13 protein-coding genes are annotated in these 14,765 nt (G+C 58.6%); 9 read left to right on the top strand and 4 right to left on the bottom strand.

Going from position 1 to position 14,765, the window contains the following annotated elements:
- Positions 1–3 precede the first annotated feature (3 nt).
- The 5 genes from VUN82_19460 to VUN82_19440 all read left to right on the top strand — a co-directional run bounded on the left by VUN82_19460 (position 4) and on the right by VUN82_19440 (position 5,513).
- Positions 4–1,149, top strand: a complete 1,146-nt coding sequence (locus VUN82_19460) for a hypothetical protein (protein ID XAS71240.1) — start codon at positions 4–6, stop codon at positions 1,147–1,149.
- Positions 1,150–1,154: 5 nt separating this feature from the next.
- Complete coding sequence (locus VUN82_19455; GenBank protein XAS71239.1) at positions 1,155–2,594, top strand: hypothetical protein; 1,440 nt, start codon at positions 1,155–1,157, stop codon at positions 2,592–2,594.
- Entirely contained in the window at positions 2,587–3,687 is a 1,101-nt protein-coding gene (locus VUN82_19450; protein ID XAS71238.1) for a glycosyltransferase family 4 protein, read from the top strand. Before VUN82_19455 ends, VUN82_19450 begins: the two co-directional genes overlap by 8 nt.
- 72 nt (positions 3,688–3,759) lie before the next feature.
- Complete coding sequence (locus VUN82_19445) at positions 3,760–4,584, top strand: hypothetical protein (GenBank protein ID XAS71237.1); 825 nt, start codon at positions 3,760–3,762, stop codon at positions 4,582–4,584.
- On the top strand, positions 4,581–5,513 hold the full coding sequence (locus VUN82_19440; protein XAS71236.1) for a hypothetical protein: 933 nt from the start codon (positions 4,581–4,583) through the stop codon (positions 5,511–5,513). The genes VUN82_19445 and VUN82_19440 overlap by 4 nt, the downstream gene beginning before the upstream one ends.
- A 66-nt stretch (positions 5,514–5,579) precedes the next feature.
- Here the strand turns inward: VUN82_19440 and VUN82_19435 are convergent, their stop codons facing one another.
- From VUN82_19435 to VUN82_19420, 4 genes are all read right to left on the bottom strand, one after another.
- Positions 5,580–7,238, bottom strand: coding sequence for a hypothetical protein (locus VUN82_19435; GenBank protein ID XAS71235.1), 1,659 nt, complete (start codon positions 7,236–7,238; stop codon positions 5,580–5,582).
- A gap of 161 nt (positions 7,239–7,399) precedes the next feature.
- Positions 7,400–8,554: a UDP-N-acetylglucosamine 2-epimerase (non-hydrolyzing) gene (gene wecB, locus VUN82_19430; GenBank protein XAS71234.1), complete on the bottom strand. Its 1,155-nt coding sequence runs from the start codon at positions 8,552–8,554 to the stop codon at positions 7,400–7,402.
- Positions 8,555–8,982: 428 nt separating this feature from the next.
- A complete protein-coding gene (locus VUN82_19425) occupies positions 8,983–9,552 on the bottom strand; it encodes a YdcF family protein (GenBank protein ID XAS71233.1) in 570 nt (189 codons plus the stop codon).
- Between the two features lie 59 nt (positions 9,553–9,611).
- Positions 9,612–10,076: an Lrp/AsnC family transcriptional regulator gene (locus VUN82_19420; protein XAS71232.1), complete on the bottom strand. Its 465-nt coding sequence runs from the start codon at positions 10,074–10,076 to the stop codon at positions 9,612–9,614.
- 171 nt (positions 10,077–10,247) lie between these two features.
- Here VUN82_19420 and pdhA point away from each other — a divergent pair, with 171 nt between their 5' ends.
- The 4 genes from pdhA (at position 10,248) to VUN82_19400 (ending at position 14,418) form a co-directional block, all read left to right on the top strand.
- The gene (gene pdhA / locus VUN82_19415; GenBank protein XAS71231.1) at positions 10,248–11,441 is read left to right on the top strand and encodes a pyruvate dehydrogenase (acetyl-transferring) E1 component subunit alpha; all 1,194 of its coding nucleotides are present in this window, start codon (positions 10,248–10,250) and stop codon (positions 11,439–11,441) included.
- Positions 11,438–12,526, top strand: coding sequence for an alpha-ketoacid dehydrogenase subunit beta (locus VUN82_19410; GenBank protein XAS71230.1), 1,089 nt, complete (start codon positions 11,438–11,440; stop codon positions 12,524–12,526). The genes pdhA and VUN82_19410 overlap by 4 nt, the downstream gene beginning before the upstream one ends.
- A 2-nt stretch (positions 12,527–12,528) precedes the next feature.
- Positions 12,529–13,995, top strand: coding sequence for a dihydrolipoamide acetyltransferase family protein (locus VUN82_19405; protein XAS71229.1), 1,467 nt, complete (start codon positions 12,529–12,531; stop codon positions 13,993–13,995).
- 201 nt (positions 13,996–14,196) lie between these two features.
- Positions 14,197–14,418 carry a hypothetical protein gene (locus tag VUN82_19400; GenBank protein XAS71228.1) on the top strand — a complete coding sequence of 74 codons (222 nt, stop codon included), beginning with the start codon at positions 14,197–14,199 and terminating at the stop codon, positions 14,416–14,418.
- Positions 14,419–14,765: the final 347 nt, after the last annotated feature.

Raw genomic sequence — 14,765 nt, 5'->3', positions numbered from 1 at the left:
CGCATGACGCAGCTGCATACGACTTTGCTGGCCTTGGCTTTGGTCGGAATACTAATTTGGGTCCTCAGCTCGGATGAACGATGGTTGGCCCTGCCCTTCGCAGCTGTGGCAAGTGCTGTACTCCTGCTTGGAACCCAGTTGCAGTTTTCAGTGGATACGACTCAGACACTGAAAAACAACGGCCAAAAGCGGCATGCAGCGCTGATAGCCGTTACTCGGCAACTCGAATCCAAGACCGTCAGCCAAGCGGATTCGATTGATCGCCAACTCAAAATCGTCTTGCAAGATCTAGCTAAGGTCACAGACGGAAAGCAACTTAAAGCGGTGCGCCAGGAATTGGCGAAGCTCGCATCGCAGGGCCAGGCTCTCTCCGATCAACAGCGATTCCGGTTTGCTGAAATCATCGATCTTTACCAAGATCACGTAGATCGTCAACAGGCCTTTGAATTGCGACTGCGGCATCTAGTCGACGACAGAGTTGAATCACAGCTTTCCGCGGCTGCAGGAAACAAGGCTTCGGAGGCAGCAGCGGAGCCGTCGTCTTCACAAATTCTGTCCCTGGACGCCTTGGTCGAATCCCTTTGGCCGTCCGTGCAGAACCACATCTGGATGCGTGACCTCTATTCACGCTCAGACTCGATTGCACCCAGAGGCTTCCTGGCATCGCCTGAAAACATGAAGGCCGGGGCTTTTTTGGCGGGAACAGAATCTGTTCTGGTCGACTGGGGCATTGACAGCCTGACGTTCCATTTGGCTGAAGAACGTGCCCGCCTTGGCATGCTAACTGTCGCCGTGGAAATGGATGATCGTTTGGCCGATATCGCTGCCGAGGCGTTGGGCGCCAATCTCAAAACCATCTCCACCGGCTCGCTGGCAGCCAAGGAGCTCGGCTATGAGCTGGGGGCGTTGATCACCGAACCAGCTGGGTTGCTGGTCAACCGTCATTTGGATGACAGTGAGCTTACGCGACTCGCAGCAGTGCTGAACGATCTGCGCCTGGTTGAGAGCGTCTACCTCACTTCCGCTCCCGTTGGCGACGGAGGGTCAACTGTGGACGTCCTTGCCAACGCTGGATTCAGCCGCTCTCAGGTATCCGAAGAGAGCACGATTGACAGGGCTGGCCTTGAGCTCTGGCAGAGGGCCAGCTGATGTCCATGGCCACGGATCCACTTCACATTAAGATCCAGAAGCCCAAGGCCAAGGGATCGAAGGTAACTTTCTCCTTTACCGCATCACGCAACCTCGAACTGCAATCCCGCAACAGGTGGTACATCGACTACCAGGGTATTGATGTGTCGCACGTTTCCAACGACATGTTTACGTTGGTATTCCTGGCTTGGCAGCTTCCGGTGTTCCTCCAGTCCCGTGCGCAGAAGATTACAATCTCGGCGGATTTTCCGGTCTCCGAGGATATCTGGCTGTTTATCCAACGGCTGATGAAGAATAAGGGGACGTCACTTCAACGCGTCCGATTTGAGGGGCTCGTCAGCCGTGCACCGGAAGCGACAGACGGGACGCCAGAATATGCCTATCGCCAAAAGCGGACCCTTTGTGTGGTCCCCGATGGCGTGCCTCATGGTGTGGTTCGTGAAGTTTTGACGCAATTCACCGACGTCAAGGAACTTTCATTCCGCTCCCTGGAAGTACTCTTCGCTGCCAATGCAGAGACCGTCGCACCCGGACAGTCCCGACTTTCATCAAGCCTGAGCATCAGCTCTGACTTCGGTGTGACACTCCGGCGAATCGCACTTGGCGCTGCACCCCGGGCTTTCAGCGCCTATGTTCTCGCCGCAGTCCCCGGCTTAATCGCCGGTGGGTTCACGCGGTTTGCCACGTTCCTAGGAGGCAATCGGTTCTGGCAGCACACAGTTGATGCAAGTTCAATCGGAAACAGCGGACAACGCACGGAGAACTTCCAGGCGCTGTCGGATTTCCTTGCCACCGCAGTCAGTTATCCCGTGCAGTTTGCCAACGTAGGCAGGTCGCTCTCCGGCTTTGGAGCTGTGCGGGCCCTCAACCGGCTGGCACCAGCATGGACCGTTGATTACGAAGCTGCTATGTCATCGTCCGAGAAATGGTCTACACGCCCCACCGGCGTTCTTGCATTTATTGCGGCGTCCCTGGATCGTGACGGAATGCTGAATGAGCATGTCAAGACTCTGTTCCAGGACAGCTCGGCTTATGCCAACATCCGCGCCGTGGCTGAGGGCAATTCGAAGGTGGGCTGGGACTCGAACCTTTCGTGGGAATCGAGGCTCGGAATCCCCGATTTCGAGCAAATGGAGCTGCATGAGCTGTGCCATAAACTGACCAGCGAGTCTTCCCAGGAAACGTCACGTGACGATTCCATGATGAACACGCTTGCTCCTTTTGGACAGCGAGGTTATCCGGACCTTTGGAACCTCCGGAAGCTTGCTCCGGGGGAGTACAGGAATGGGTTCGAGGAATGCATAGCCGCTGTTCTGGAAGGCGTAGTTGAAACCTCCGACTGGCGAGGCGAATATCCTCTGCGCTCTGAGGCTGTGAAGTTTACGGACATCGTGGAATTGCCGCGTCCTTGGCCTATGTCGTTCCGGCAGGTGCCAGTTGGCTAAGGTACTGACGCTGGTGACCTACCAGGCAGCCTGGGGCGGGTTGCATGAAAATGTCGCTTACGCAGTCCGCGCTTTGATCCGGGCAGGCCACTCCGTCGATGTGGCCTGCCCGCCATCCCGGCTTAAGGACCATCTTCTTGCCCTGGGGGCCGGCGTTATTGATCTCCTTCCTTCAGCCACATCCGAGGAGTTGGAACCGCTGCTGAGGAGCCGTCGTTACGATCTGATCCATGCGCACCCGTTCCGCTCCCGCGAGATCGGCCTCCAACTGGCCGCTGCCTGGAAGACTCCGGTTATGGCCACATTCCACGGCTCATATCTGGATGCTGTGTCCACGTGGCATGAACGTGCTGCAGTGATCGCTGCTGTATCCCCGGCTGTCGCCGAAAACCTTGCGGCAAATGGTGGCGTGCCAGCGCACAAGATCGTACTGATTCGCAACGGGGTGGAGGACGAACTCTTCGACAGGCCAATCAGGCCAGTTCTTGATCGGGTTAGAGGGGGCCGTGTCGACATTGTCGTGCTTGCCCGCATGGACAGAGACAAACAGTCCCTGGTCGAGAGTGTGGTGCCCACCGCGAAGATGCTCGCAGAACAATTTCCTGAGCTGCAATGGCGATTAAGGATTGCGGGTTCCGGCGGTGCCGTGGGGGACTTCCGGGAACACCTCAGCCACAGGTTATCGGTCATGTCCAACATTTCAATCGACTGGATGGGTTGGGTTAATTCCCACGAAACCAGCAGGATCCTAAGCGGTGCCGTGCTGGCATTCGCTTCTGGCCGCGGGGCCGCACAGGCTCTAGCCTTAGGTACGCCTGTAGTCGCTGCCGGTTCTCAAGGAGTGGTTGGCCTGCAGGAAGGCCAAACCCTGCAACGGGGCTTTTGGGGCAACTTTGGCGGACAAAAATCTGCGGTTCCAACAGACAACATGGACATTGCAAAACGCATCACTCAATTGATCCACGACCCCGAGTCCTGGCAAGAAAAGATGTCACGAGGACGGCAAGCAATCCGGGGTGGCGCGGCCCAGTCGGCAGTCGATGCGGCCTATCTGTCTGCTGTTCAGCTTGCCATGGAAGCCGCGGCTAGCTAGCTTGCAACGGAGCTCGGGTTGAATGTCGCGAGCTGATTTGTTTGGGAACACTATTTGGAGAATGGAAGAAATTTGCGCGAACAATACATCGATACTGCATCCAATGTAGTGACCCGATTCCGCACTATCGACGAATTCGTGGAGCGCGGGATTGCGCCCAAGGGCATCATCTCAATTAATGAGTCAGGTGTTCCAATTGACTTGCTCAACAGTGACATTGGTGCGGATACAACCGTGGTGTTCTTCCATGGAGCCATCGAACCGCACTATCGTGTGCCCGTGTTGACGGGACAGGGCATCTCCAATGGCCTCAACGCCAACCGTGTTTTCGTTTCCGATCCCAGCCTGTACCTCTCTTCGGAATTGGCACTTGCGTGGTACGCCGGCAATCATAAGCAAGATCTTCAGTCCCTGCTTTTGAGGGTCATCTCACACGTGGTGAGCTCGCACGGCGCTAAGAGAGTTATCTACTTTGGCGGTTCCGGTGGAGGTTTTGCCAGCCTCTATTACTCGTCCCAGACGCCTGGCTCTGCAGCAGTGGTCTACAACCCGCAGACGGACATCACCAAGTACCATTCCAGGGCCGTCCGTTCCTTCGCCCAAATTGCCTATGGCATCCCCGAGGATGAATACGATCCACTGTCGTCGATCCGGAACCGGCCCGTGACGAATCTGTGCCCGCTTTATGCAAAGCCACTGGCCAACAAGGTCTATTACATGCAGAACAGCAATGATCAGTACCACGTAAAACGGCACATGGAGCCTTTTCTTGCCGCGGCGTCAGGGGTAAATGACGTGGAAGTTCTCATGGATGCCTGGAGGGAAGGACACACACCTCCGCCAAAAGAACTGCTCTCCGAAACCCTTCGGCGATTCTGCGAATCGAGCACCTGGTGACGTTACCCAGACAAGAGCAGCCCTTGGAAGACCCTCAGGCAACAACTTCATTCTCCAACCTAGGGGCTTTCCTCTCTGCTGACCGGATTCCTGATGGTCAGCTGGAGATCAAGCATGGAAGCCTGCCTATTGAGCTTCTCAATCTCCCGGCAGGTGCAGATACGACGTTCGTGTTCTTCCATGGTGCGGCGGAGAAGGACGTGCGGTTGCCGTGGTTCGTAGGGAAGGGCATTTCCTCAGGGCTACCAGTGAACCGGATCTTCATCTCCGATCCGAGTCTGAGGAAAGCTGAGGAGCTGCGCCTGTCCTGGTATGCGGGATCGGCTGCTCATCCTGACCTCCAGGAGGCACTCGCAGATATCATTCGTCGAATCGTGCGCGAGACCGGCGGATACAACATCCTCTTCTTCGGCAGTTCCGGTGGTGGGTTTGCAACGCTTGCGGTGTCGAGGTTCTTCCCGTCCTCGCTTGCTTTGGCTGTGAATCCCCAAACTTCCCTCGGTCGCTATTACAAATCGGCTTCCGACCGATTCATGACGCACGGTTGGGGTATGACGGATCGGGAACTTACAGAGTTGCCCGGGACCGTAGCCCACGATCTCGTAAGGTCATATCAAGCGGGCTTCCATCACACTGTCGCCTATGTACAGAACGCTCGTGACTGGTTCCACATACAAAACCACCAGCTGCCGTTCCTCGAGGCGGTTGGGGAATCTGAGAACGTCTACATGCTTATGGACCGCTGGGGTCCAGCAACAGGTGATGGCCACACACCGCCTCCCAAGGAGCTCCTGCGACAGTCCTTCGACGTCCTGGCGACATGCAAGGGCGACTGGTCCGCTGCGCTTCTAAACAGTGGTTTTCAACAAGGGACGAGACCACAAGATGTAAGTGCTCGGCTTCGTGAGACTGCTCCTGCCGAGGGGTAGATCTCAAGAAAGCGGGCCTGCGCTGAGGATAGCGCAAGGCCCGCTTTGCTTTAGGTGCTGCTGAGTTCACCCACGATCCGAGTAGAAGGCGTCATTCTTCACGCCTGACCCGTTGACCACATTGATCATGTAGTACTTGCCTGTTCCCAGCGAGGTGCTGCCCAATTGGGCCGTGACTGATTCTAAACGAGGATTCAAACCTTGCTGGCTGCCGTAATTGGCATTGTAGTTAGTGGCCGTGACAGTTTTTTCATAAGTTCGGCCGCTTGTGTCTGTCCATTTGATGTTGACGGTTCCACCGCTGAGGTTGTGTCCGGTGACCAGTACATCTCCATTGCCGTAGAAGATAGAGTCGGTGATTACCGGGGTCATGCTAGCCAACTTCATTCGCTCGGCCATGGGAGCCCAAGTGCCGGTGCATGTGTAGTAGGTGTCCCACATGAACGAGATCACTTTTACCGGAGCATTCCCCATCTGCTGCAGCTGCTTGTCTACCCGGGATTTCGTTGTTTGACCACGCAAGTTGCTGTCGCAAGGATTTTGGCTTGTTGCGGGGGCCATCCCTTCAAGGTTTCCCCACAATTCGGCTCCGGTACCATCAATTCCAGCGGCCGCCGCTGCAAAGTAGTCACGGTTCGGTGCAAGATACTTGTCCCCCCATGTTCCACTTCCCACAATTGATGCGGCGAACTGATCAACGAGGGTGCTTGCTTCATTGCCGAAGTATGCACCGCCTTTTCCTGTTCCCATGCTGTCCTGAATGGCGATGGAGAAGCGGACCTTTCCCGCTGTCTTCGCAATCTTTTCGGCTCCGTTGAGAACCTGCGTGGTAGTGATCTTCGAGCCACTACGACGCGAATCCAGGTATGGGCTAACCACGGCGCCACGGTCAGGGAGGATCCTCCCAATAGCATCGTTTTGCATCCGGTAAAGATTCAAGATTGGGTCAAAGGACGATCCGTCGGTCACCGGCATTTCAAACGAGTGATAGAAACCGGCTAAGCCAGGCTCGTTGATAACGGCTTTCTGGTAACGCAGGAAGCGGTCTGTGAACTGTGTGAGGGCCGGGAGGTATGACACATCCGGCAGCCATGCCAAGTCTGTTCGGCTGGCTGGGATGGGCATGCCGGCGTAGTACTTCATTCCAAGAGAAGTCGCAGCCTTTGCTAACGAAACATTGATCCCCAATGTGCCCGCATATGGGGCGCCGCTAACAACCACGACATCATAGACGCCGTTTGTGGATGTGCAGCTGCTCCCCTGATTGGGAAGTACAAAAACGGTAAAGGGTTTTCCGTTACCTGTCAGCGAAGCATCCTTTGGGCAGACGCGAGATGGCGCGCCCCAAAGACTCGCATCAGAATACGTGAAATAGCGGTTTACCTTGAGGCCAGCGGATGCGGCCGTGGCACAGTTCACGCCGTTGATCTTGCAGTCTTCAGGAACAGTGTCGAGCGTAGCGGGTTTGAGCCTGGAGCCGAAAGTAATAACGGTGTCGCCGCCCACGGCTTTAATGTCCGTCAGCTTTTGAGTGTTTACAGCGTCACTGGAACTACCGAATATGAAATAGCCACTAATAGGAAAGACGGGAGGCGGGGCTGCCGCTTGGGCAGGGGAACCGTGAAGGAAACCTGCAACTAAGACAAACGCGGTCAGGATGCTGGCTACAAGATGCCGGGCATTGGCAGTAGGGAGGAGGGACGTCTCGGACCTGAACTTTGCCACAGTGGATCCTTGGGCTCGTAGGATGAGACCATGGACCTATGGCAAAAGGATGGCGCGCGGACACGCCAAACTCAATGACTTGACATTAACTTTCAAGCACCAAGAGGAACTGTAATTTGTGCTAACGGTTCGTGACAGGCGTGTTGCAAGTACCGCCCTTACTAAACGGAAACTGTCACACCAAATTCGTCGATGCGCTGCCCGACGCCGAGGAGCTGAGCGATCGCGGCGACTGTGCGTTCTGAGGCCCGACCGTCACCGTAGGGGTTGACGGCGTTGGCCATAGCATCGAAGTGATCGGCGTCGTTCAACAGCCGATCAACTTGGGAGACAATGCGTTCCTCATCGGTACCAATGAGAGTAACTGTGCCGGCTTCGACCGCTTCAGGACGTTCCGTGTTTTCACGCATAACCAAAACGGGCTTGCCCAGGCTTGGTGCTTCCTCCTGGACTCCACCGGAGTCGGTGAGGACGATGTGTGCCAGGGACAGCATTCGGGTGAACTCCCCGTAGGCCAACGGCTCCGTGACAACCACATTCGGCTTTCCCTCAAGGGCAGGCAGGACCGCTTCCCTGACAACCGGGTTCTTGTGGGCGGGCAGAACGATGACGAGGTCCGGCTCGGCGTCTGCAATGCGGGCCAACGCGCGGCCCACGCCGCGCATAGCGTCACCCTGGTTTTCGCGGCGGTGCGTGGTGACAAGCAGAATCTTGCGACCACTGGCTGCAAGCTCCTCAAGCTGGGGATCAGTGAAGGGAATCTGCTTGTCCACTGTGGTGAAGAGTGCGTCGATCACGGAATTGCCGGTAACGACGATGTCTTCAGCAGATACGCCCTCGGCAAGGAGGTTCGCCCGGCTGGTCGTAGTGGGCGCAAGATGCAGCGTCGTGATTTGGCTGGTGATCTTGCGGTTGGCTTCTTCGGGGAACGGCGAAAGGAGATTGCCGCTACGGAGGCCTGCCTCGACGTGGATTACCGGGATGCCATGGTAGAACGCCGCGATTGCGCCAGCTGTAGATGTGGTGGTGTCACCTTGAACGATGACGGCGTCCGGCTTGTTTGCCGAGAAAAGCTTGTCCAGCCCGGTCATGGTGCGCGTCATGATGTCGGTGAGCGACTGACCTGGCTGGAGGATATCGAGATCGTGGTCCGGGGTGATGCCGAAAAGGTCGTTGACCTGGTCGAGCATTTCGCGGTGCTGGCCCGTGACGGTAACGATGCAGTCGAACTCTTCGGATTCGTGCAGGGCATGGACGATGGGTGCCATTTTGATAGCTTCGGGTCGGGTACCGAAAATGGGCATGATGCTGGGCACGTTTTTCCCCCAAGAGAGCGATCTTGCGACAGACAGAGACTTCAACATCCTAGCTGAGCTTGCCGCTGAGCCAGAATCGACACACTAGGAGGCTTGTGTAAGCTAGCCCGCAAGAAGCAGGACTGCCAGAAGAGTCGGCACGGCCACAACAACCAGGGCGACAAGAACTAACGCCACCCGACGCTTGAACTGTTGCTGCTCAGAACTCTTGGTGGGGACTATGGGGATAGGCGCTGACGAAGGCCTCGGATGGTCGGTTATGGGCGTAGGTTGCGTGCGGACAGGAGCCGACGGGAGCTGAAATCCAAAGCGACGGCGCCTGAAATGACGGCCCGCTGGAAGCGGGCCTGCTGGTGTTGGACTCACCTTGTGCACCTTCCATGGACGGTCGCTCGGCGACGTGTTTTCTGACAGTTCCTCCCTCTACCTTAGTGAGAAGAACACTCCGGCTGCATCCACACGTCGATGAGCCCACCTGTTTCGACCACGAATCTGTCCAGCCAAGCTCCAGCCGAAAGGTCGGGTTGGGAGCCGACCATTTGGATCTCCACAGGGGTGCACTGCCGCATCAAAGTACCTGCCCGCAACAGGTGATAGTCGGACGTCACCACGGTGACGGACTTCCACCCGTTCTGCCTGATCAGCTCCGCAAGGCCTGTGGCTTCACCTCGGGTATTCAGCGGTGAGGGACGGAAACAAATCAAGTCTGGGTCGTCGTCTTCATGGCACAAAGCATCACCCTCAACGTTGCCGGAAAGGCCCGTCGTCGAGACCACCAAAATGGGGATATCCAGGCTCTCCTGGAGTTCCTGAGCCACTGGAAGTCGTTCCTTGCTTAACCCGCCCAAAACTACGATGGCGTCGGTTCGGTGAGGCACTACTCTCGGCGGGCTGTAAAAGAACTGAAAAGCGGCGATCAGCCATAGCAGCGCGATCGCAACAACCGACACCGCAGCCCGCGCAACGGCGCGCGTGACGGAGGCAGTTTTGAGGGGCACGGGGACAGTCTATTGTCCCCGAATGTGTGTTCCGTACGAGGCGCCTGCCGCCAGGGCAGCTACCGAGTATCAACGTCCTCAAACACCAGGAAAGTCTGCGTGTCCAGGATGCCGTCCATGGACTGCAATTGGTCGAAGATCACACGCCGGAGGTGGATGTTGTCCGTGGCGCGGACCAGCAGGATGACGTCAAAGTCGCCGCCCACCAGGGCGATGTGGTGGACCTCGGGAATCGCCCGCAAGCGCTCCTTCAGTTCTCGCCAGGAATGCTGCTGGACCTTGAGGGTGACGTAGGCCGAAGATCGCAGGCCGGCTTTGATCGGGTCCACCAACGCCGTGAACTTGGTCAGAACCCCTTCGCCGGTCAGCCGGGCAATGCGTGAGTAGGCGTGCGCCCGGCTGATGTGCACGTTTTCGGCCACTTGTGTAATGGACATCCGGCCGTCAGTTGTGAGCTCGCGGATGATGTCCCGGTCAACATCATCCAGGGGCACGGCAGTCTGCTCTGCCTCGGTCTCGCTCACGTGGTCTCCAATTCGTCTACAGGACTGGCTCGTTACCCAGCTCACATTTGCAATTCGTCTTTCAGAATAGCCACTTCCTGCATGCTCTTCCATGATTTGAACGAAAGCTGGATACGAAACAGCTCTCCGGAACATACTGGAAGCACATAGTGGCTAGAGAAGGACGGACCAATGACGATCCACGCAGACCACACTGCGCCGGAAGCGGCAGTAGAGGACCAAGCTGCTGACGTCCAGAGAAAATTCGGCATCAGCGTAGAGGACTACATGCTGCCTGCCCGGCACCAGATTCAGATGGTGAATCCGGATGGCACCCTTCGCTCCCATGAAGAGCAAGGCACCGAACCCGGCCACGAGTACCCAACGCCGAACGACGCTGAACTGATGGCCGCGTACGAGCAGCTCGTCGTCGGACGTCGCGTCAACGATCAGAACTCCGCGCTCGTCCGGCAGGGCCGCATGGCTGTCTATCCCTCGAGCCACGGACAGGAAGCCTGTCAGGTGGCGGCTGCCATGTGCCTCAGCGAAGGTGACTGGCTCTTCCCCACCTACCGTGACGCCGTCGCGGTGATGACACGTGGTGTGGATCCTGTCGAAGCGATGACGATCTTCCGCGGTGACTGGCACGGTGGCTACGACCCCAAGAAACACCACGTCGGGATCCAGTGCACCCCGCTGACCACACAGCTGCTGCACGCCGTCGGCGTCGCGCATGCTGCCAAACTCCGTGGTGAGGACACCGTGGTGATGGCAATGTGCGGCGATGGTGCCACGAGTGAGGGCGACTTCCACGAGGCCCTGAACTTTGCTGCCGTGTTCCATCTGCCGGTCATCTTCTTCGTGCAGAACAACAAATACGCAATTTCCGTTCCGCTCAGTCACCAGTCGGTGGCGCCGTCGCTGGCCCACAAGGCTGTTGGCTATGGCATGGCCGGTGAGCGAGTTGACGGCAACGACCTCGTCGCGCTCCTTGCCGTAATGGACCGTGCCGTGAAGTTGGCCCGCGAAGGGTCAGGCCCCCTCCTGATCGAGGCCCACACCTACCGCATGCAGGCGCACACCAACGCCGACGATGCAACGCGCTACCGCCCCGACAGTGAGGTGGCCGAGTGGCAAGCGAAGGATCCGCTCACTCGCATGAAGTCCTATCTGACCGACAAGGGACTCCTGGACGACGCCGCCAACAACCGCATTGCCGAACATGCAGAAGCGGTGGCCACACAATTGCGCGAAGGTCTCGGCGAAGACGTCCCGGTACAGCCGCTGGACCTCTTTAAGTACGTGTTCTCCAAGCCCACCCCGCAACTGAAAGAGCAGTCTGAACTGCTTGCCAGCGAACTCGCACGAGAGGAGAGCGCAAAATGACCGTCACCACCAACGTCAACGGCAACGTCAGCGCCGCCACCGCAAGCGCCGCCGCATCCGCCGCAGCTACCGCTGAGGCGAGCGGCCCTCAGTCCATCACCATGGCCAAGGCGCTCAACACTGCAATGGCCGACGCCATGCGGGCCGATTCCTCGGTCCTGGTCTTCGGTGAGGACGTCGGCATTCTGGGCGGCGTCTTCCGCATCACCGATGGCCTCATGGCCGAGTTCGGCGAGCAGCGCTGCTTCGATACCCCGCTGGCAGAATCCGGCATCGTCGGCATGGCTGTCGGCATGGCTATCAACGGCATGCGGCCTGTCATCGAAATGCAGTTTGATGCGTTCGCCTACCCGGCGTTCGAACAGATCGTCAGCCACGTCGCCAAGATGCACAACCGCACCAAGGGCAAGGTCAAGATGCCCCTGGTCATCCGTGTTCCCTACGCCGGCGGCATCGGGGGAGTGGAGCACCACTGCGACTCGTCCGAGTCCTACTACGCCCACACCGCCGGCCTGAAGGTCTACACCCCAGCCACCGTCGCGGACGGTTACCGGATGCTGCGCGAAGCCATCGACTCCGATGACCCGGTTATGTTCATGGAGCCCAAGAAGCTCTACTGGTCCAAGGACCAGGTGGACTTGGACGCTTTGCGCGCAGAGCACGACGCCGGCACCTCCACCGAGGGCCGCGCGGCTGTTGCTCGTCCCGGCACTGACGCAACGCTGATCGCGTATGGTCCCTCCGTTCCCACTGCGCTCGCAGCGGCGGCTGCTGCGGCCGAAGAGGGTCGCTCGCTTGAGGTCATCGATGTCCGCACCCTCGTCCCCTTCGACGACGAAACCGTCTGCGCGTCCGTGCGTAAGACGGGACGCGCCGTCGTGATCGCCGAGGCTCATGGCTTCGCGTCCGTGTCCTCCGAGATCGTGGCGCGCGTTCAAGAACGTGCATTCCACTACCTCGCTGCACCGATCCGCCGTGTGACCGGCTTCGATGTCCCGTTCCCGTCTCCCAAGCTGGAGCACTACTACCTGCCAAGCGTCGACCGCATCCTCGACACCGTCGACGACCTTCAATGGGAGGACTGACCATGAGCTCAGATATGCAGGTATTTCGTCTGCCGGACCTGGGGGAGGGCCTTACGGAGGCTGAACTCGTGAACTGGCTCGTCGCCGTCGGTGACGAAATCAAGGTGGACCAGCCAATCGCTGAAGTTGAAACCGCCAAGTCCATGGTGGAGGTGCCCTCGCCATATGCGGGTACCGTAGCTGAGCTACACGGTGAGGCGGGCCAAACGCTCGACGTCGGCAAGCCACTTATCTCGATCGCTCGTTCAGGCGCTGCTCCCGTTGTGCCGGCAACTCCCTCGACTGCTGAAGATGCAGTCTCGTCAGGGGTGGTGGCTTCCCCCGAGGTTGATGCGGCCGCCGAGACGTACCGAACCGAGGAGAAAGCTGGCTCCGGCAATGTACTCATCGGATACGGAACTCCTGGTGGCGTGACCGGGGGCCGGACCCGCCCGCGGAAGGCGAGCGTCGCCGTCGTCGATCGCGTCACGGACACGCGAGCCGAAGCCCCGGTTGCTTCCGAGCCGGCCGTCGCCGGAACGCGCATCCCCGGCAAGCTCAGTGCCGTCATCTCACCGCTCGTCAGAAAGATGGCCAGGGACCACGGTGTTTCCCTCGAGAACATCGAGGGCTCGGGTGCCAGTGGGCTGATCATGCGCCGGGATGTTGAGGCTGCTATTTCAGCTCCTGAAGCTCCTGGGGCTCCTGCTGTTCCTGTTCGTGAGAAGGCTCCGGCCTCGGCTGCCGCCATTGCTGAGGGCGATCTCGACTCCCGTACCGGCCTGGCTGTGTTGGCCCGGACTCCCGTCCGCGGAGTTCGCAAGGCAGTTGCCGCGAACATGACCAAGAGCCGCACGGAGATCCCGGAGGCGACGGTCTGGGTGGACGTGGATGCAACCGCTTTGCTTGAGATGCGGGCTGAGCTGAAGAAGCGCGCTCCGCATGACACGCCCGGTCTGCTGGCCTTTATTGCTCGTTTTGTCACTGCTGGGTTAAAAAAGTACCCGGCCCTGAACACCCGCTTTGAAGTCGGGGAAGACGGCTCCCAGGAGATCGTCGGTTTTGACGGAATCAACCTCGGCTTCGCTGCACAGACAGATCGCGGACTGGTGGTTCCGTCTGTTCGGAACGCGCACCAGTTGAGCGCCCGCGAGTTGGATGCCGAGATCCGCCGTCTGACCGCCGTGGCGCGTGACGGCAAGGCAACCCCAACCGAGCTCGGCTCAGGCACGTTCACGCTGAACAACTACGGCGTATTCGGCGTGGATGGCTCGGCCGCGATCATCAACTACCCGGAGGTTGCGATGCTCGGCGTGGGTCGCATCATCGACCGGCCGTGGGTAGTCGGCAGTCAGCTTGCCGTGCGAAAGGTTACCGAGTTGACCCTCGCGTTCGACCACCGCGTATGCGACGGCGAGACCGCGGCCGGCTTCCTCCGGTACGTGGCCGACGCCATCGAGAACCCGGGTGGAGCGCTGGCGGATATGTAGACGGATGGGGTCGGTGCCAAGGGGCGCCGACCCCATTGGTGTTCGTGAATCCGTTTGTCCCCCGGAACGAATTACTTGGATTTGTTCAGAAGATCGCGTTCATGGTGTTCCAGCCGGAACCGACACGTTGAGCGGCTAGCTAGCCGGCCGCCGGAGCCGTTGCCGGGGTAGAGAAATAGGCCGCCTGCGGCATCTCGCGCCATGATAATCGGCCTTACCGACACCGTCGAAATCTCTCCTTTGGCTTTCCGCAGCCAAAACCTTGCGGACTTAGTGCTTTATGTCTCCATCTCGCTTCCGGCCTCCGCCAACGCTCCGGACTTCATTCCGAGGGACCACGAATACAACAAATATCTGGCTAGAACGTGGGACGACGAGTTCGAGGATCTGGTCAACAAGCGTGAGCAATGCCCACCTTCCTAGCGAGACGGCACCTACGAATGCGACGCTGCGCTGAGGCAACGCCCATTCCGCGGCAGGGTTCAACCCGTGTCGTTACACCGCGCTGAATCGGAACAAACGCCAAAGGGCTCAGCCACCTAGATGGCGCGCCGCTCTCTACTGCTGATCAGCCCCGGATGACGCCTATTGTCCCTAGGGAAATGATAAGGGCCGTGTGGTTCTGTCACCTGGATCTCCTCAACACACTCCCCGTAGTGGACTCGATGTCTGTGCGCGTTTATGACCACACGGAGTTGCGAAGAACTATAGCAGATCCTGTGCCTGACAAGGCCGGGGACCGCCATCGAAAGCGATTACCTAGCTCGGGC

Source organism: Micrococcaceae bacterium Sec5.1 (assembly GCA_039636795.1).
GTDB lineage: Bacteria > Actinomycetota > Actinomycetes > Actinomycetales > Micrococcaceae > Arthrobacter.
The sequence above is the reverse complement of the archived record's forward strand: the minus strand, read 5'-3'. Positions and strand labels throughout refer to the sequence as shown.